Source organism: Microvirga terrae, from assembly GCF_013307435.2.
GTDB lineage: Bacteria > Pseudomonadota > Alphaproteobacteria > Rhizobiales > Beijerinckiaceae > Microvirga > Microvirga terrae.
Genome location: NZ_CP102845.1, coordinates 4917212 through 4934467 on the forward strand (window position 1 = coordinate 4917212; position 17256 = coordinate 4934467).

At 62.9% G+C, this 17256-nt stretch carries 15 protein-coding genes and 1 pseudogene; 12 read left to right on the forward strand and 4 right to left on the reverse strand.

Going from position 1 to position 17256, the window contains the following annotated elements; translation table 11 throughout:
* The first annotated feature begins 81 nt into the window (after positions 1 to 81).
* The gene (locus tag HPT29_RS23075) at positions 82 to 282 is read left to right on the forward strand and encodes a hypothetical protein (protein ID WP_173945811.1); all 201 of its coding nucleotides are present in this window, start codon (positions 82 to 84) and stop codon (positions 280 to 282) included.
* Between the two features lie 79 nt (positions 283 to 361).
* Positions 362 to 670, forward strand: coding sequence for a hypothetical protein (locus tag HPT29_RS23080; RefSeq protein WP_173945810.1), 309 nt, complete (start codon positions 362 to 364; stop codon positions 668 to 670).
* A gap of 784 nt (positions 671 to 1454) precedes the next feature.
* On the opposite strand, the gene HPT29_RS23085 is transcribed toward HPT29_RS23080, so the two are convergent.
* Positions 1455 to 2327, reverse strand: a complete 873-nt coding sequence (locus HPT29_RS23085) for a MurR/RpiR family transcriptional regulator (protein ID WP_173945809.1) — start codon at positions 2325 to 2327, stop codon at positions 1455 to 1457.
* Between the two features lie 101 nt (positions 2328 to 2428).
* On the opposite strand from HPT29_RS23085, the gene HPT29_RS23090 reads away from it, so the two are divergent.
* Genes HPT29_RS23090 through HPT29_RS23120 form a run of 7 tightly spaced genes read left to right on the forward strand, consistent with a single transcriptional unit; the run spans position 2429 to position 10280 of the window.
* Positions 2429 to 4039, forward strand: coding sequence for an ABC transporter substrate-binding protein (locus tag HPT29_RS23090; RefSeq protein ID WP_173945808.1), 1611 nt, complete (start codon positions 2429 to 2431; stop codon positions 4037 to 4039).
* A gap of 42 nt (positions 4040 to 4081) precedes the next feature.
* The gene (locus HPT29_RS23095; RefSeq protein WP_173945807.1) at positions 4082 to 5059 is read left to right on the forward strand and encodes an ABC transporter permease; all 978 of its coding nucleotides are present in this window, start codon (positions 4082 to 4084) and stop codon (positions 5057 to 5059) included.
* Positions 5056 to 5964: an ABC transporter permease gene (locus tag HPT29_RS23100; protein WP_173945806.1), complete on the forward strand. Its 909-nt coding sequence runs from the start codon at positions 5056 to 5058 to the stop codon at positions 5962 to 5964. The genes HPT29_RS23095 and HPT29_RS23100 overlap by 4 nt, the downstream gene beginning before the upstream one ends.
* Positions 5961 to 6944, forward strand: coding sequence for an ABC transporter ATP-binding protein (locus tag HPT29_RS23105; protein WP_173945805.1), 984 nt, complete (start codon positions 5961 to 5963; stop codon positions 6942 to 6944). The genes HPT29_RS23100 and HPT29_RS23105 overlap by 4 nt, the downstream gene beginning before the upstream one ends.
* The gene (locus tag HPT29_RS23110) at positions 6941 to 7945 is read left to right on the forward strand and encodes an ABC transporter ATP-binding protein (protein ID WP_173945804.1); all 1005 of its coding nucleotides are present in this window, start codon (positions 6941 to 6943) and stop codon (positions 7943 to 7945) included. Before HPT29_RS23105 ends, HPT29_RS23110 begins: the two co-directional genes overlap by 4 nt.
* Entirely contained in the window at positions 7942 to 8814 is an 873-nt protein-coding gene (locus HPT29_RS23115; RefSeq protein ID WP_173945803.1) for an alpha/beta hydrolase family protein, read from the forward strand. Before HPT29_RS23110 ends, HPT29_RS23115 begins: the two co-directional genes overlap by 4 nt.
* A 47-nt stretch (positions 8815 to 8861) precedes the next feature.
* Positions 8862 to 10280, forward strand: coding sequence for a M20 family metallopeptidase (locus HPT29_RS23120; RefSeq protein ID WP_173945802.1), 1419 nt, complete (start codon positions 8862 to 8864; stop codon positions 10278 to 10280).
* Between the two features lie 565 nt (positions 10281 to 10845).
* On the opposite strand, the pseudogene HPT29_RS23125 reads toward HPT29_RS23120, so the two are convergent.
* A pseudogene (locus tag HPT29_RS23125) lies at positions 10846 to 11320 on the reverse strand (transposase); the annotation flags it as partial.
* A 522-nt stretch (positions 11321 to 11842) separates the two neighbouring features.
* Between HPT29_RS23125 and HPT29_RS23130 the strand changes: the two are divergent.
* Positions 11843 to 14899: an aminotransferase class III-fold pyridoxal phosphate-dependent enzyme gene (locus HPT29_RS23130; protein ID WP_210271955.1), complete on the forward strand. Its 3057-nt coding sequence runs from the start codon at positions 11843 to 11845 to the stop codon at positions 14897 to 14899.
* A 31-nt stretch (positions 14900 to 14930) separates the two neighbouring features.
* On the opposite strand, the gene HPT29_RS23135 is transcribed toward HPT29_RS23130, so the two are convergent.
* Positions 14931 to 15374: an Lrp/AsnC family transcriptional regulator gene (locus HPT29_RS23135; protein WP_173945800.1), complete on the reverse strand. Its 444-nt coding sequence runs from the start codon at positions 15372 to 15374 to the stop codon at positions 14931 to 14933.
* 476 nt (positions 15375 to 15850) lie between these two features.
* On the opposite strand from HPT29_RS23135, the gene HPT29_RS23140 reads away from it, so the two are divergent.
* Together HPT29_RS23140 and HPT29_RS23145 are read left to right on the forward strand one after the other, a co-directional pair.
* Positions 15851 to 16000, forward strand: a complete 150-nt coding sequence (locus HPT29_RS23140) for a hypothetical protein (protein WP_210812651.1) — start codon at positions 15851 to 15853, stop codon at positions 15998 to 16000.
* A gap of 260 nt (positions 16001 to 16260) precedes the next feature.
* The gene (locus tag HPT29_RS23145; RefSeq protein ID WP_173945798.1) at positions 16261 to 16500 is read left to right on the forward strand and encodes a hypothetical protein; all 240 of its coding nucleotides are present in this window, start codon (positions 16261 to 16263) and stop codon (positions 16498 to 16500) included.
* Positions 16501 to 16585: 85 nt separating this feature from the next.
* Here the strand turns inward: HPT29_RS23145 and HPT29_RS23150 are convergent, their stop codons facing one another.
* The gene (locus HPT29_RS23150) at positions 16586 to 16996 is read right to left on the reverse strand and encodes a VOC family protein (protein ID WP_173945797.1); all 411 of its coding nucleotides are present in this window, start codon (positions 16994 to 16996) and stop codon (positions 16586 to 16588) included.
* Positions 16997 to 17256: the final 260 nt, after the last annotated feature.

Here is a 17256-nt window from a genome sequence, read left to right on the forward strand (position 1 = left end):
TCGTTCGAAATGGTCCCGGCGCATGATGTCCCCCGAGATTGCCGGCCGGCTCTGCTGGCATCCCTACGCCGGACCCGGCGCTTGCTCACGAGATCACTGGCCGATATCCCGATCGGGTGCCCCGAGTACAAACAGTCCGACCGTGTGGCAACCGAAATCGACGGACTGGCGAGGATCCTGACGGGCGATGCGACCTATTACTACCGCGACGGTCATCCACCCGATGCGCCGGACGGGACCTGTCGCACGGTGAGGGCCTTGGAACTCGACAAGCGGTCCTGAAGCTTTCCGTCGACGCGGATCGGACTATATCGCTGACACATACACGGTGTCCTGCGTGAATGCTGTTGCAAGGTGGATCATGAGTTTCGACACGTTCGAGGCGTCCTTGTCTTATTCCAGTCCCCCTGAAGGCTGGAGCCGAGCATTGCAGGCCCTCTGGTGGGACGCCCGCGAAGATTGGGAAAGGGCTCACGGCCTTGTCCAGATGGACGAGGCTGACCGTCAATGCGCCTGGGTCCATGCCTATCTGCATCGGAAGGAAGGCGATCTCTCGAATGCAGCCTACTGGTACAGGCGAGCGGGCCAGCCCGTCGCGACCGGTTCCCTCACCCAGGAGCGGCAAGCGATTGCGGACACTTTGATCCGCGACGCGTCACGCGCGGAGTGACCGCGGCCGAGCCGTGCAAGGCAGGCCTGCAAAAGAGCGATCCTGCCACCAGATCAATGTCATTGGGGTCCGAGCCCCTCTGACAATCTCCCAGGAGGTTGCGATGTCGGACTCTCTCACCTGACGAGCGCGTGTGCCGTGCTCCGAACTTGGGAGATATCCATACAGATTCCCATTCGATGACATCGGCCTGACGGCGAGCTTCCTCGTTCGCCCTTCTCACAAACCGACGCAGAGTATGCCGGATGTGCGCGACGATGGCCTCTCGGCCGGACGTCATGGTCATCCAGGGCTGTCAGCACGACGACCGCACATGGGATCTCGAATGTTCAGGAAAATCGCCAAGCTCATCTTCTTCCTCTGGCAGAGCCGGCAACCAGGATCTGGGATACGGCCATGGCAAGCCGTGGAAGTACAAGAAGTGGAAGGGATACAAGGGCGGACGCCACCGGGATCACGGCGGGTATCCTCCCTACGAGCATGGATACCGCCACCCGGGGCACTACCGGCCGCCTAGCGTGCAGGGCCTCATCGTCGATGTCCTCCTGCGTCGAGTGCTGCATCGCCGCTGAGGATCGGTCCCAACGGACGTCGGCCCTTGAGTGTGGAAGCGGAGCATTCGCTTACGTCTCAGGAATGCCAGGAGCAGTCCTTTGTCGCAGGTCTTCAAGTCTATCCGGATTCGTCAGCGAGTTCCCAGAGAAGTCGACGTTCAGTCGGAGAGCATTACAGGAGCGGCCCTCGATGATGGAACGATGCATCTGAGCGGCTACACGCCAGATTGTCACTGATAGAACGTCCAGAGAAGACTTTCACTGAGTTCTTTCAAGGCCTCGACGGCATCGGGTCGCTCCCGGGCCACCGCAGCAACGATGGCATCGGCAAGCGCGAAGGCAGCGGTCGGCGAATTCGGCAGCAGCCGGTTCCTCGCCGGAGCGAAGAGGGTGATGTCGGCGATGGGGACAAGGGGCGAACTCGGCCCGTCCGTCAGGGCCATGATCGTCGCCCCACGGTTCTTGGCGAGTTTCGCTAGATCGACGGTTCCCCGTGAATAACGCGGAAGCGAGATGGCCAGCACGAGGTCATCCGGTCCCACATTCATCAGGTGCCGGACCGCTTTTTCAGCGCCTCCGCGGGACGATGCGAAGATTACGCTCGAATCGAGATAGAGCGTCAATCCTTCATCCAGATGCGCCGCCACATGGTGGCTTGCCCCGGATCCGACGATGAAGATACGACGGGCGCGCAACAGAACGTCCATGGCCCGGGAGCAGGTTTCCTCATCGACGGCCGCGAGGGTCTCGTCCAGGTTGGCGGCCTGATCCTTGAGAGCTGTCACGAAGGTTGCGAAGGCGGAACTTTTCGTGCTGTGGGCATCGGCGAAACTGTCGACGGGAGCCATCGCCAGTCGCAGCGCCTCGGAGAGCGCCGCCCGGAACTCGCCGTAGCCGGCGTAACCCAGAGAGCGGACGAAGCGTGTCACCGTCGCCGTGGAGGCGCCGCTGCGCTCCGCGAAACCCTCGATCGTCATCGTCGCCGTCTCGAGAGGGTTCTGCAGCACGAAGTCCGCCGCGCGCCGATGTGCGTCACTGAGCGCGGCATACACGAGGGCAATGCGGTGAGCCAGATCCGTCGTCGGCTTCAGGACTTGAGACACGGGCACTCCAGACTGATTGACGTCAGGATATTTTCATGATCTTTAATCTGAGAAAATAAATCTGTCAAAAGCAGTCGCCAAGGGAACCGGAGAGATACTCGATGCGCCGTCCACTCATATTTGCCTTCGTCGCCAGCACCTGCCTGCTCAGCGCTCCCGCATGGGCTCAATCCCTCAAGATCGCGCTCAGCTCCGAGCCGACAGCGATCGACCCACACTACCATGATCTGACACCGAACAATGCCCTGGCGGCTCATATCTTCGACGGATTGACCAAACAGGACGAGAAGCAGAAAGTCCTGCCCAATCTCGCGACGTCGTGGGAGAACGACGGCCAGAATCGTTGGACCTTCAAGCTCCGCCAAGGCGTGACGTTCTCGAACGGCCAGCCTTTCACCGCTGACGACGTGATCTTCAGCTTCTGCCGTACCCTGAAGAACGAGACGGCGATCGCAGGTTCGTTCGCCGACATCACGGGCAACTTCACGGCCGTCGAGGCGCCGGATCCGCACACCATCGTCATCACCACGAAGGCGCCGGACCCGCTGCTGCCGAACTTCCTTTCCGGCCTCGCCATCCTGAACTCGTCCATCCTTCCGCATGACAAGCTGACCTTCGATGTCGCGAAGAACTGCGGCGTCACCGGAGCATGGCCCGTCGTCGGCGACTTCAACGACGGCAAGCTCGCCATCGGCACGGGTCCCTACAAGTTCAAGAGCTACACCAAGGGCACGAGCGTCGAGCTCGAGCGCAACGACAAGTACTGGGGCCCGGCGGAGCCTTGGGCCAGCGTGACCTTCGTGCCGGTCCCCAATGCCGGTCCGCGCCTGGCGGGCCTGCTCGCCGGCGACTACGACGTGATCGAGAACCCGGCTGCGCGCGACGTGTCCCGCATCAAGGACGACAAGCGCTTCGGCCATGTGATCACGCCCTCGACCCGCGTCATCTACTTCCAGCTCGACGTGGAGCGCGAGCCGAGCCCGTTCGTGAAGGCGGAGAACGGCAAGAACCCGCTCAAGGATGCGCGCGTGCGCAAGGCGATGTCGCTCGCAATCGACCGCGACGCCATCATCAAGCGCATCATGGACGGGGCCGCCGAGCCGGCCTATCAGTTCCTGCCCAACGGCATGTTCGGCGCGCTGGAGAACCCGCCGAAGCTCGCCTACGATCCGGCCGCGGCCAAGAAGCTCCTGGCGGAGGCCGGCTATCCGAACGGCTTCCAGGTCACGCTCTCGACAACCAACGACCGTTACATCAACGACAGCCAGATCACGCAGGCCGTTGCCCAGTATCTCACGCAGGTCGGCATCCGCTCCGAAGTGGACGCCATGGCCCGCGCCATCTACTTCCCACGTCGCGCCAAGAAGGAATTCAGCGTGGCTCTCGGCGGCTGGGGCTCCACGAGCGGCGAGGCTTCGTCCTTCCTGAAGCAGTGGGCCGCGACCCCGGACGAAGCGAAGACCATCGGCGGCTCGAACTACGGCGGCTATGCCGATCCGGAATTCGACAAGCTGATCCGCACGGCGATCACCACCCTCGATGAGGCCAAGCGGGCCGAGCTTCTCAAGCAGGCCGGAACGAAGGCCATCGAAGGCGGCGCGTTCATCCCGCTGCACTTCGAGAGCACCATCTGGGCCTACAAGGCGAACCTGAACTACATCGGCCGCGCGGACCAATTCACGATGGCCATGCAGGTCAAGCCCGCGAAGTAAGCAAGCCGTGAACGAACCCGCGAGCAGATCGGAACGCCTCCCATGACGGCCTACATCCTGCAACGCCTAATCCAGAGCGTCCTGGTTCTGCTCGCGGTTTCCATCGTGGTCTTCCTCGCCGTCTATGGCATCGGAGACCCGATCGAGCTCCTGGTGCCGCCACAGGTCAGCGCCGCCGAACGCATGGTCATGATCCAGCGCCTCGGGCTCGATCTGCCGGTCTGGCAGCAATATCTCGGCTTCCTGGGCAAGGCCCTGAAAGGCGATCTCGGCTTCTCCTTCGTCCATGGCGTTCCGGCGGTCGATCTGATCCTGGCGCGGCTGCCGGCCACCTTCGAGCTCGTCCTCCTGGCCATGAGCCTTGCCGCAATCATCGGCATTCCGCTCGGTCTCCTGGCCGGGCTCAATCCCGAGAGCCGTCCGAGCCGCGCCATCATGGCTGGAACGATCCTCGGTTTCTCCCTTCCGAGCTTCTGGAAGGGCATGATGCTCATCCTGCTCTTCAGCGTCTTCCTCGGTTGGCTGCCGACGGCGGGGCGCGGAGAGACGGTTTCCGTGTTCGGCATTCCGACGAGCCTGCTGACCCTCGATGGCCTGAAGCATCTTGCCCTGCCCGCCCTGAACCTCGCCATTCCGAACATGGCCCTGATGATCCGCCTCGTGGCGGCGGGCACCACGGAAGCGATGACGCAGGATTACGTGAAATATGCCCGCGCCAAGGGCGTGCGCCGCAAGCGCATCGTCGGGCGGCATGTGCTGCGTAACATCCTCATTCCCGTCGTGACGGTGGCCGGCATGGAATTCGGCAGCCTCGTGGCCTTCTCGACCATCACCGAGACCGTGTTCGCCTGGCCGGGCATGGGCAAGCTCCTCATCGACAGCATCTACCAGCTCGACCGCCCCGTGGTCGTCGCCTATGTGATGCTCGCAACGTTCCTCTTCGTCGCCGTGAACTTCCTCGTCGACATTCTCTACGCGGCACTCGATCCCCGCGTGAAGCTGACGGGAGAAATGGCATGACCGCTTCGAAGACGGCGGCCGTGACGGCCGAGGCCGATACGGCGCTGCGCCACAAGGTCCTGCGCCGGATCAAGAGCCGCCCGACGACGCGGGGCGCGGTCGTCCTCTTGGGAATCCTCCTGCTGCTCGCGCTGCTGGCTCCCTTCATCGCGCCGCAGAACCCGCACGACCTCGCGTCGCTGAGCGTGATGGACAACCGCCTTGAGCCCGGAGCGCGGGGGATGACCGGCATCACCTACTGGCTCGGCACCGACGCGCAGGGCCGCGACATGCTCAGCGCCATTCTCTACGGTCTGCGGACCAGCCTTCTGGTCGGCCTCACATCCACCGCAGGCGCGCTCGCCATCGGCATTCTCGCGGGCCTTGTCGCGGCACAGTTCGGCGGAGCCATCGATGCGGCGATCATGCGCGTCGTCGATTTCATGCTCGGCTTCCCGTCGATCCTGATCGCCCTCGTGCTCCTCGCCTCGATCGGGCGCGGCGTCGACAAGGTGATCATCGCCATCATTCTGGTGCAATGGGCGCAATATGCCCGCCTCATGCGCGCGGCGGCCCTCGTCGAGCGGCGCAAGGAATACATCGAAGCCGCGGTCAATTTCGGCCTGCCTACCCGCCACATCATGCTGGCCCATCTCCTGCCGAACTCCATCAGCGCCGTCCTGGTCGTCTCGACGATCAGCATCGCGGGCGCGATCACGCTGGAAGCCACCCTGTCCTTTCTGGGAGTCGGCGTTCCGGTGACGCAGCCGTCCCTCGGCCTTCTGATCGCCAACGGGTTCGAGTTCCTGCTCTCCGGAGAATACTGGATCGCAGCCTTCCCGGGCATCGCTCTCGTGCTCTTGATCATGTCCCTCAACCTCGTGGGCGAGCGCCTGCGCCGCAGCTTCAATGTGAGGGGCCAATGACCTCCCCGTTGCTCGAAGTGCGTGGACTGAGAACCGTCTTCCACGATCTCGCCGGTGCATGGCCGGCCGTCGACGGCGTCGATCTCGTGGTGCAGCCCGGCGAGATCGTGGGGCTCGTGGGCGAGTCCGGCTCCGGGAAGTCGGTGACCGGGTTCTCCCTGGTCCAATTGATCGACGCTCCCGGCGAGATTGTTTCCGGCGACATCCTGTTCAAGGGAGAGGATTTACGCCAGGCGTCCGAAGAACGCCTGCGCGGTCTGCGGGGCGACCGCATCGCGATGATCTTTCAGGATCCGCTGATGACCCTTAACCCGGTCCTCACCATCGGCGAGCAGATGTGCGAGGCGATCCAGGAGCACCGCCCCTGCGGCACGCACGAGGCCTTGGAAGAGGCGTCCCGGACCTTGTCCCGGGTAGGCATTTCCTCTCCCGAGACGCGATTGAAACAGTATCCGCACGAGTTCTCCGGCGGCATGCGCCAGCGCGTGGCGATTGCCACCGCCCTTCTGAACAGGCCCGACCTGATCATCGCCGATGAGCCGACGACGGCGCTGGACGTCACGATTCAGAGCCAGATCCTGTTCGAAGTTCAGAAGCTCAGCCAGGAGACCGGCACGGCGATCCTGTGGATCACGCACGATCTTGCCGTCGTCGCCGAGCTCGCCGACCGGGTTGCCGTCATGTATGCCGGGCGGATCGTCGAGACGGGAACCGTTGACGACGTTCTTGATCGCCCCCGCCACCCCTACACGCTTGGCCTCCTCGGCTCCTCGGCCGCGATGGTCGCCCCCGGCGAGCGCCTGAGGCAGATCAACGGCGCTGCGCCCAGCATCGACGCGCGCCCGAGCGGATGCCCGTTCCGGCCGCGATGCGAGCGCGCCATGCCCGTCTGCGCGCAGATCGATCCTCCGTCGCGGGTCATGAGCAACGGGCAGAGCTATCGCTGCCACAATCCCGTGCCCGAAGGCGTTGCCCCATGACCGAGCCCTTCTTCGAGCTGCGCGGCCTCAGGAAGTACTTTCGCGGCAAGGCGACCATCGCCCAGCGCATCCTGGCTGCAACCGGAAGCGTCCCGCCACCTCCCGTGCTGAAAGCGGTCGATGGTGTCGATCTCAGCGTCAAGCGGGGCGAGGTGCTTGGCCTCGTCGGCGAATCCGGCTGCGGGAAGTCCACGCTGGCGCGGGCCGCGACCGGGATCACAAAACCCACCGCCGGAGACATCATTTACGAAGGACGGCGCGTCGCCGAACTGCGCGGCAAGGACCGGCTGGATTATCTGCTCAAGGTCCAGATGGTGTTTCAGGACCCCTATGCATCGCTCAATCCGCGAATGCAGGTGCGCACCATCGTCGGAGAGGCCTTGCGGGTTCACGGCCTTTTGCCGAAGAGCGATATCGACGCCGCCGTCGACAAGGCTTTGACCGAAGTCGGCCTCGATGCCGCTTATCGCAACCGTTATCCGCATCAGTTCTCCGGCGGACAGCGCCAGCGTATCGGCATTGCCCGCGCGCTCGCAGTGAAGCCTGGGTTCCTGGTCTGCGACGAACCGGTTTCTGCGCTGGACGTTTCGATCCAGGCCCAGGTCATCAACCTGTTCATGGACATTCGCGAGAAGCATGGCCTGACTTATCTGTTCGTCAGCCACGATCTCGGAGTCGTCCGGCATATCAGCGACCGCGTCGCGGTCATGTATCTCGGGCGCATCGTCGAGATCGGGCCGGCCTCAGCCATCTTCGCTGAACCGGCCCATCCCTACAGCGCGGCGCTCATTGCGGCGAGCCCCTCCACGGCGCAGCGCAAGCGCGTTTTCCAACCACTCAAAGGCGAGCTGCCCTCCCCTCTGGCGCCGCCCGGCGGGTGCCCGTTCCACCCTCGCTGCGAGCACGCGATGGCAATATGCCGTGACGTTCGCCCGGCTCTGAAAGAGATCGCCCCCGGACGTAGCGCAGCCTGCCATCTCCACAATTTGGACAACACATGACGACAACGACTCTTAGCCCTGAAATCGGCCGTAGCTCGCTTACCTTCGTCGATTCTCATCATCCTGACAGGCTGATCGAGGTCAACTTCTATCGCCCGGCCGGCCACGGTCCCGACGATCCGGTCGTCATCGTCCAGCATGGCATGCTTCGCAACGGCGACGAGTATCGGGATTTCTGGATTCCAGCCGCGGAGAAGCATCGCATCCTGATTGCCGCACCCACCTTCTCCGACGCGTCCTTCCCAGGACCGGAATCGTACAACAACGGCTTGGTGATCCAGGACGGCGGAAGCGTGCGTCCTGTCGAGAAGTGGCTCTATGGCATTCCGGCCCGCGTCCTGGCCGCCCTGCAGGAAGGTGGCGTGACGCGTCGCGCGAAGGCGTGGCTCTTCGGTCACTCAGCCGGAGGACAGTTCGCGCACCGGATGCTTGCAACGCAGGATCATGGCTCCTTCGAGGCCGTCATCGCGGGCAATCCGGGCTGGTACACATTGCCAACCCTGGAGCGCAGCTTCCCTGAAGGACTCGGCGGCCTCGGCTTCGATGAAACCAGTATAGCGCGCTGGTTCGCTTATCCGATGCACATCTTCGCGGGCGATCAGGACATCAGCACCGACGATCCGAACCTGCCGGCGCAGGCGGAGGCCCTTAGGCAGGGGCCACATCGCTACGGGCGTGCGCAATTCGTCTACGATTTCGCCCGCCGCGAAGCCGAACGCCTCGGACTTCCCTTCCGTTGGAAGCTGATCCGCGTCGAAGGCGTGGGCCATGACGGTGCCGCCATGTCCCGCGCGGCCGCCGCTTACTGGTTCGAAGGGCGTATTCCACCGGCTGAAGAGCTGATCACGGCTGAAGTGGGCGCCTTGTAAAGCAACGTCGCCTCGCCGACCGTCCACGACCGATTCTGGAGCAAGACATGAACGTCCGAAATGACATCTGGCAGCATGTGGATGCCGCGAAGAGCCGCCTCATTGCCTTGAGCGACCGCATCTGGGGGATGCCGGAGGTCTGCTACACCGAGGTGTGCTCGGCCGCCGAACATGCCGCGGAACTGCGCCACCAGGGCTTTCGTGTCACCGAGGGTGTCGCTGGCATCCCGACCGCGATCATCGGCGAAGCCGGTGAAGGCGGCCCGGTCATCGCATTCCTCGGCGAGTACGACGCGCTTCCGGGGCTCAGCCAGGAATCGGGCGTTGCGGAGCATCGTCCCATCGAGCCCGGCGGCCATGGACATGGATGCGGTCACAATCTCCTCGGATCGGGCGCGATGCTGGCCGCGATTGCCTTGAAGAACTGGCTTGCGGAGAAGGGCATTCCAGGCCGCGTCCGGTATTACGGCTGCCCGGCTGAGGAAGGTGGCGCGGCCAAGACCTTCATGGTTCGCGCCGGAGCCTTCGACGACGCCGATATCGCGATATCATGGCATCCCTACAGTTTCTGGGAGGTCGCGCCCGCACTGTCTCTTGCCAACACGCGCGCCGATTTCGCCTTTACGGGCCGAGCCGCTCACGCGGCCGCTTCGCCCCATCTGGGGCGAAGCGCGCTCGATGCGGTCGAGTTGATGAACGTAGGCGTGAACTACATGCGCGAGCACATGCCGTCCGACGCGCGCGTGCATTACGCCCTGCTCGACACGGGCGGCATCGCGCCGAACGTGGTGCAGGCCTATGCCCGCGTGCGCTATTCGATCCGTGCCATGGACCTTCAGGGTATGCTCGACCTCGTCGAGCGCGTGCATAAGATCGCGCAGGGCGCCGCCCTCATGACGGAAACCAGTGTCGAGATGCGGATCGTCAGCGCCGTCTCGAACACGCTTGGAAACACGCCGCTCGAACATGCTCTGCATAATGCCATGGAGGAACTCGGAGCTCCACCCTTCGACGAGGCCGACCGTGACTTTGCCCGGAAGATCCGCGCAACCCTGTCGGACCAGGAGATTGCATCGGTCTACCGAGCCATCGGCCAGCCGAGGACCGATGCCCCTCTCGCCGATTTCCTGACGCCGCTCGACTCGCCGCGCAAGCCGATGATCGGTTCGACCGATATCGGCGACGTGAGCTGGGTGGTGCCGACCGTCCAGGCGCACGCGCCGACGGTCGCTATCGGCACACCGTTTCACACATGGCAGGTCGTAGCCCAGGGCAAGATGCCGGCGGCGCACAAGGCGATGGTGCATGTTGCCAAGGCCATGGCAGCCACCGGGATGGCCGCGATAACCGATCCATCCCTGATAACCGCCGCCAAGGACGATCTCGCCCAGAGGACACGGGAAACCCCATATGTGAGCCCGCTTCGCGAGGGCGTCGAGCCACCCTTGGATATGTCGCGTATCTGATTGAAGCGCGGATGCCACATGAGCGGCGAATATCGCCCTCTCCTTATCGGGGAAAGTCTCGCACGGGCGGAAGTCAAGGCCTCGAGTACGGCACTCATACGCTCTCACGAACGTGAAACGCGGAAAGCAGCTCGGCTGTGTTTCGACGTATAAGACCGGAAAAGCTGAGCTCTGCCCCAGACACCCTGCAGAAGAGCATTCAGGAGAGAACTCAATGCCCCGTCCGTCCGATAGTCGATTGAACTATAGCCTCGCTTAACCGTTGAACCGGGCAACATGGGCTAAAATGGTCGACCCCAGCCCGTACTGTCTTGGCTTATGATCCTACCACAAAATTGGGCGGTCACTTGCTCGGAACCAAGGTTTCTGGAAGTCCGGGGTGGGTCTTGGTCGTTTAAAGGCGCTTTGGCAGAAGTTGGTTTGCAGCTCCCAACGAGCCAGAGAACTCCGCCATCATCAGTGAGCGCCATTCCGCCAGTCGCCGATGGAATGAGGCTCGAACTCCTTAAGAAGCGGGTGTCCTGTGCGTTCTGAGCTTCAAGACGCGGGCACAGCCCGGCCCTAGGTCTTGAGGGCGGCTATCAACGGCTGGATGCCTAGAATGTTCAGCACCGTCGATGGATACGCTGGCGGTGTTCAGCAGCCCCAGCCCGCGGCTCAGGGTAACGAACTGGGTGCAGACCTGCCGGATTGTGCGGCCGCTGTCTCTGCGGGATTTGGCGATGGTCTTGTGATCAGGGGCCAGGCGGCCGGTGAGCCACATCAGCGCGACATTGCGACTGGCCTCGCGTTCCAAGCGCCGGCTCGATCGCACCCGGTTGAGATAGCCATAGATGTACAGCTTGAGCAGGATAGCGGGATGGTACGACGGGCGTCCGGTGGCTTCGGGCACAACACCGTCAAAGCCAAGTGCCCGCAGATCGAGCGAGTCGACAAAAGAGTCGATGACGCGCACCGGGTTGTTCTCATCAACCCAGTCGTCCAGGCTTTCAAGACAGGGCGGTCTGGCTGCGATCCACGCCTTCAACAATGCGCCTCATCTGACCTCCAAACATGGCTGGGAGATCATATCATCGGCCGCGTTTTGACACACCCAGGGTCAATCTCAAGCATTCAGCGCGACCGTAACAGGGTCAGCTGTCTAGTCGGCTCCTGACGTTCGCTGATTCTGGCAGGGCGCGTCTGCTAGGCTGTCCAGTCGCGGAAGGGCTTGCGCCCGGTCTGGCGCCTGACCGGGCGCAAGGCGATTGAGCATGGATTATCCTCAATCAGGACGAGCGACCCCCTCCAACCAGAAAGGGCCAAGCGCTAACAGGGGTTCGTTCGTGAAGCGTCCGAGAACGCCGTCTATCTGAAGGGCTCGCAGAGCTTTCAGCCGCAGGTCGATGGCCATCTCTCCGAGGGAACGTCAGCATTGGGGATCGTTCATCAGACAAAATGGCGGTCGACTTGAGCAAAGTGACGGCCCATCGCCGAGTCCTGCGTGGCGACTGGCGTTATGAATGAGGCTAATGTGACCTCGCCCGCGGTGTGACATCAGGTCCGTGAAGAAAGAAATAGATATGAGAGAGGCATCGCCGATGTGTCCCGTCCAGGTGGCCAACCAAACATGGTGGGAAAACGTGCTCCTGGAGCACTACGGCATCCAGGCCTCTCTCACTCCCCTGGACGGGGAATACGATCTGAATTTCGCCGTTCACCAGGATGGAAGGAGAACCCATGTCCTGAAGGTGATGCGGCCGGGATGCGAGACCTCGCTCATCGAGGTGCAATGCCAAGCGCTCGACCATATCGCGCAGCATGGCCCGGAGGTGGTCGTGCCCCGTGTCGTGAAGGCGCGTGACGGATCCCGGTTCGTGTCGACACCCGATCAAGATGGTGAGGAACGGTTGGTCTGGCTCATCACGAACCTCCCCGGCCGCGTCTATGCGCAAACGAGCCCGCAGACCCATTCCCTGCTGCGCGAAATCGGCGCCACCCTGGCGATGATGGATCGCGCTCTCGAGGGCTTCACACACCCTGCCCTTGGGCGAGACATCAAATGGGATCTGCGCCGATCCGGATGGATCCAAGATGCGACCGACCTGATCGATGGCGCCGGCAGGCGGGAGATCGTCGAGCGGATTGTCGCCGCATTCGACGATGGCCTGCTGGGCCGCCTCAACGCCCTTCCCACCACGGCGATTCACAACGACATCAACGACTACAACATGCTCGTGGATGCGAGCACGGGGGAGTCGCGGCTGTCGGGAATCATCGACTTCGGCGACATGATCGACGCTCCCGTGATCGCGGAACTCGCAATCGCCGGAGCCTACGCGGTTCTCGGTCAGGAGCGCCCCGTTGCGGCTCTTGCGGCGCTTGTCGCCGGGTACGACAGCGTCCGGCCGTTGAGCGACGAAGAACTAGCCCTGCTCTTTCCCCTTGTCCTGACGCGACTTGCCGTGAGCGTCACGAACTCCGCAATCGTCAAACGGGAGAAGCCCGACGACCCGTATGTCACGATATCCGAGCAGCCGGCCTGGGCTTTCCTGGAGGCGAATTCCAGCCTTGCGCCCGACTTGGTACTCGCGTGCCTTCGAGTCACGTGCGGACGGGCCGGACACCCCCGTTCCGATGCGGTGATGGGCTGGATCGAAAGCCATAGAGGCCGGTTCGCCTCGATGTTCGGCCGGAATCTCGACGGAATTCCGGTCATCGACCTGAGCGTCGCCGGTCCCGCATCCCCCCGCAACCCGTTCGATCTTGACGCCGACGACCTGGACGACGCGGTCGCCGAAGCGATGGGGGGTGCCGACATCGCGCTCGGCCGCTATGGCGAGCCGCGTCTCATCTACACGGGGCCTGAGTTCCGGAAGGCCCCCTATGCGGGATCCCACAGACGCACGGTCCACATCGCCGTGGACGTGTTCGTCGATGCCGGCATCGAGGTCCGGGCACCCCTCGACGGCGTCGTGCATGCCGTCGAGCTCCGCACCTCGCCGCTCGACTATGGTGGCGTGGCAGTCCTGGAACACACGACGCCGGACGGCGACAGGTTCTATACGCTCTACGGTCACTTGGCCGCAGACGTCGTCACACGCCTTGCGCCCGGGCAGACCGTGATCGCCGGGGAGGTCATCGCTCTCATCGGTGATCGGACGGAGAACGGCGGCTGGACTCCTCATGTCCATTTTCAGCTCGGCCTGACCACACTGGGTCGCGGGGCGGATTGGCCCGGCGTCGCCGATCCTGACGAGTCCGCCGGATGGATGGCACTGTACCCCAATGGTGCGGCACTCCTGAACCTGGCCGATGAGGATACCGCCGCCGTCACCATCACGACAGACACCGTCCTGCCTCAGCGCAGGAAGCGCTTCGCCGGCAACCTGAAGCTCTCCTATCGCAGGCCTATCACCTTGCTCCGGGGCTACAAGCAGTTCCTGTTCGATCAAGATGGCCGAACCTACCTCGACGGGTACAACAATGTACCGCACGTGGGTCACTGCCACCCACGGATCGTCGCTGCGGCAGAGCGGCAGAACCGACTGCTCAATACCAACACGCGGTATCTGCACCCAGCGCAGGTTGAGTATGCGGATGCGCTGACGTCGCGGCTTCCGGATGAGCTGAGCGTCTGCTTCTTCGTCAACTCGGGAAGCGAGGCGAACGAACTCGCCCTGCGGCTTGCGCGCGCCCACACCGGAGCCGTCGACACGATCGCGATGGATTCCGGCTACCACGGCAACACCAACACGGCAATCGACATCAGTCCCTACAAGTTCAATGGTCCCGGAGGGCGGGGAGCACCGGACTGGGTTGACGTGGTGCCCGTCGCCGATCCTTACAGGGGTCCATACAAGGGGAGCGACCCAGAGGCAGGGCGGAAGTATGCCGATCACGTCCGCGCGGCCGTCGAACGAATTCAAGCTCGGAACCGGAGGGTCGCCGCCTTCATTTGTGAGATATTCCCAAGCGTCGGCGGGCAGATCATTCCGCCCCCGGACTATTACCGTCAGGCATACTCGGCTATCCGGTCCGTCGGGGGCGTATGCATCGCGGACGAGGTGCAAACCGGTCTCGGACGCATCGGCACCCACCAATGGGGCTTTGAGACTCAAGGGGTTGTGCCCGACATCGTCGTCCTGGGCAAGCCCATGGGGAATGGACATCCCATCGGGGCCGTCGTCACGACCCCGGCAATTGCCGCATCATTCGCAAACGGGATGGAATTCTTCAGCACCTTCGGCGGGAGCACGCTTGCTTGCGTGATCGGCCGCGAGGTCCTTCGCGTCGTCGATGAGGAGGCCCTTCAGGAACAGGCTCTGGACGTCGGCACGTTCATGCTGGATGGACTGCGCGAGCTTCAGAAGGAACACGCGGTGATCGGCGACGTCCGGGGATCTGGCCTCTTCATCGGCGTGGAGTTGATCAAGGACCATGACACCCTCGAGCCGGCGCAAAGGCAGGCGTCGTACATCGTGAACCGCCTTCGCGAGCACCGCATCCTGATCGGCACCGACGGGCCGCTCGACAACGTTCTGAAGATCAGGCCGCCCCTCTGCTTCACCCGCGAGGACGCGTCTCATCTCCTGGGCCGCTTGGCCACCGTGCTCAGAGAAGAACCCTGCCGCATGTAGCGGCGTGGTGCTGCCAGCAGGGATGAGCGTTTCAGGAGAATACGGTTCTGAAGTTCGTTGCTAGAACCATGTGGGTTCGCACATCGGCGACCCCGGACAGTGTCGAAACCCGGTCCCGAACCTTGTTGAGGGTTTCGACCGCGTCGGCGGCAACATCCAGCACGAGGTCGATGTCGCCAGCCACTGACCGGCATTGAATGACCTCGTCGATCTGCCGAATGGCATCGACGATGTCGTAAGCGGGCGTCTTGTCGAGCTTCACGAGCAGGACGGCTTGGTTCGGCCTCGGCAAGAGGCCGGATGACAGGACGGCACAATAGCCTTGAATGAAGCCATTCTTCTCCAGCCGTCGAAGACGAGCCGTCAAGGTGCTGCGGGACAGGCCAACGGCACTCGCCAGTTGCTTCAAGGGTTCGCGACCGGAGCGCGTCAGGATCTTGAGGATCTGGCGGTCTGTTTCGTCGAGAGACATCATGATGTTGCCCTGGCTCTCGTAATCGTACGGGAGGCTTTCAGTCCAAGTGCCAAGTGCAGGAGGCCGACGCCGATGACGGCTGCGGGGAACACGCGAGACGAAGCCATGAGAGGAGTCCTATGGTCGGGAGCGGGAGGGTGGGGAGAAGGAGGACGTTCCCTCCCCTTTTGATATCTCCGGCAGCATGGAAAACGCCGGCGCATGAGGCATGCGGCGTTCTCCGCCCCGGTCGAGCATCTGGTGTCGGCGCAGCGTACGCTGGCCAGGACGCCGACCACACCATTCACACCGGACAATTGGTTCTGCCGATCATGGTTGTGGCCTGCCGCTCCTGGACCTGCCCAACGGGCAGGCCTGCCTCTCCCGCGCGAACAAGGGCCTAGTAGCCCTAGAGACGGGTGATATCCCCAAGCGCCTCAAGCTCCTTGGCTGCTTGCTTGACATTCATGGAACCAAGCTTCCTGGATCGCGGACGATTGTCAATCAGGATGTACGACATCGTCTGCGATCAGGCGACCGGCGATGTGTTCTACGGTCCCGATGGGACAGGCGCAGCCGCCCAAATCAAGTTCGTGGTCGTCGCCAATCATCTGCAGCCGAGCGCTGCCAGCTTCCAGATCGGATGACGCGCCGCTTCAACATCGCCTACCGAAAGGCCGGAAGGCGCGGCCCGAAAGCCGCGCATTTGAAGCTCTTACATTGGGAACGGGGGCGGCCGAACATCCGCGCTTGTCCCCCAAACTTCCCTTCAAAGGCCGAAGCAAGGGCCGCCGAATACCGAGCGGATGCAGGGTGATCCGCCGCGCCTGCTTCCCGAGGATGTGACCGTCACCCCGCCCTGAGGTCCTCGTGGGACTCGGTGATCCCGCACGATCGGAGTCGTGCGATGGTCTCTGATCACGGGTTCGTCCCGATGGTCTCTGACGATCACGGGGGTTCGATGATCACGCACCACGGGTGGCATGCGATGATCGCGAACCACGAAGCCGCTGCCATCATAGCCGCGGTCGCGGGCTGTGGCTCCATCGTGAACAGCAACAAAAGCGAGACTGGCAGAGAGCGCAATGGCAACGCGGGTCAACGTCCTGATATCAGCTTTCATGGAAGGCTCCTCTTCGACACGTGAGGAGCTTACGACGTGCTCCATCCAGCATCTGTGATGGAGATCACAGGCAGAATGTCTCCGCCTGAGCTGTCTGAATCGCGGCCCGTCAGTCGGCGCCTACGGCATTGATCTCGATGACATTGCGGTCAGGGTCGAGAACATAGATCTGCGGGTATCCGACCCGCATCGAAGTCCTGATGCCCATCGGATCATCTGGGCTCATGTCCTCGCGATAGCCTTGGGCTTTGAGCGCTTCCAGAGCTTGCCTGTAGCTGGTAACCCGAAGGGCGAAGTGGATGTCGTTGGTGTCCAGTCCTTTGGAAATCCGGAATGTTGCCTGAGCATCCCCGACGACCAGATGCAGTTCCTGGTTAGCGCCGACCTGGAACCACGCGCCGGCTACAGGCAAGGCGGGCCGGGGGATTTCCGTCAGGCCGAGGATCTCCCGGTAGAAGCGGCGGGAGCGCTCCAGGTCCGCACATGGGAGAGCCACATGATGGAGGCCGTGTATCTCCATGATCCTCTCCTGGCTGACGGTCGTTAGTTCACATTGAGCAACGGCTGGAGCGCATTCGTGTCACTATGGCGAGCCTTAGCGCGCCCCGGCAATTCACCTTGGGAGGTAACTACAGAGCCTAAGCCTCGGCTTGGGTCCTCGCATCCGGCTGAAGCCACCTTCGTGAAGGGTGAGGGATGTTCAGAACCTAATCCAAAGGCGACCTTCCTGAGCATGCCTCCGTGGAAGTCAATGGCTTACCCACTCATCGATAGCGCCTG

Coding starts and splice junctions, on each gene's coding strand:
- HPT29_RS23080 (WP_173945810.1), top strand. CDS start 362: ATGAGTTTCGACACGTTCGAGGCGTCCTTGTCTTATTCCAGTCCCCCT.
- HPT29_RS23090 (WP_173945808.1), top strand. CDS start 2,429: ATGCGCCGTCCACTCATATTTGCCTTCGTCGCCAGCACCTGCCTGCTC.
- HPT29_RS23150 (WP_173945797.1), bottom strand. CDS start 16,996: ATGGAGATACACGGCCTCCATCATGTGGCTCTCCCATGTGCGGACCTG.
- HPT29_RS23120 (WP_173945802.1), top strand. CDS start 8,862: ATGAACGTCCGAAATGACATCTGGCAGCATGTGGATGCCGCGAAGAGC.
- HPT29_RS23145 (WP_173945798.1), top strand. CDS start 16,261: ATGGTCTCTGATCACGGGTTCGTCCCGATGGTCTCTGACGATCACGGG.
- HPT29_RS23105 (WP_173945805.1), top strand. CDS start 5,961: ATGACCTCCCCGTTGCTCGAAGTGCGTGGACTGAGAACCGTCTTCCAC.
- HPT29_RS23100 (WP_173945806.1), top strand. CDS start 5,056: ATGACCGCTTCGAAGACGGCGGCCGTGACGGCCGAGGCCGATACGGCG.
- HPT29_RS23135 (WP_173945800.1), bottom strand. CDS start 15,374: ATGATGTCTCTCGACGAAACAGACCGCCAGATCCTCAAGATCCTGACG.
- HPT29_RS23110 (WP_173945804.1), top strand. CDS start 6,941: ATGACCGAGCCCTTCTTCGAGCTGCGCGGCCTCAGGAAGTACTTTCGC.
- HPT29_RS23115 (WP_173945803.1), top strand. CDS start 7,942: ATGACGACAACGACTCTTAGCCCTGAAATCGGCCGTAGCTCGCTTACC.
- HPT29_RS23095 (WP_173945807.1), top strand. CDS start 4,082: ATGACGGCCTACATCCTGCAACGCCTAATCCAGAGCGTCCTGGTTCTG.
- HPT29_RS23130 (WP_210271955.1), top strand. CDS start 11,843: ATGAGAGAGGCATCGCCGATGTGTCCCGTCCAGGTGGCCAACCAAACA.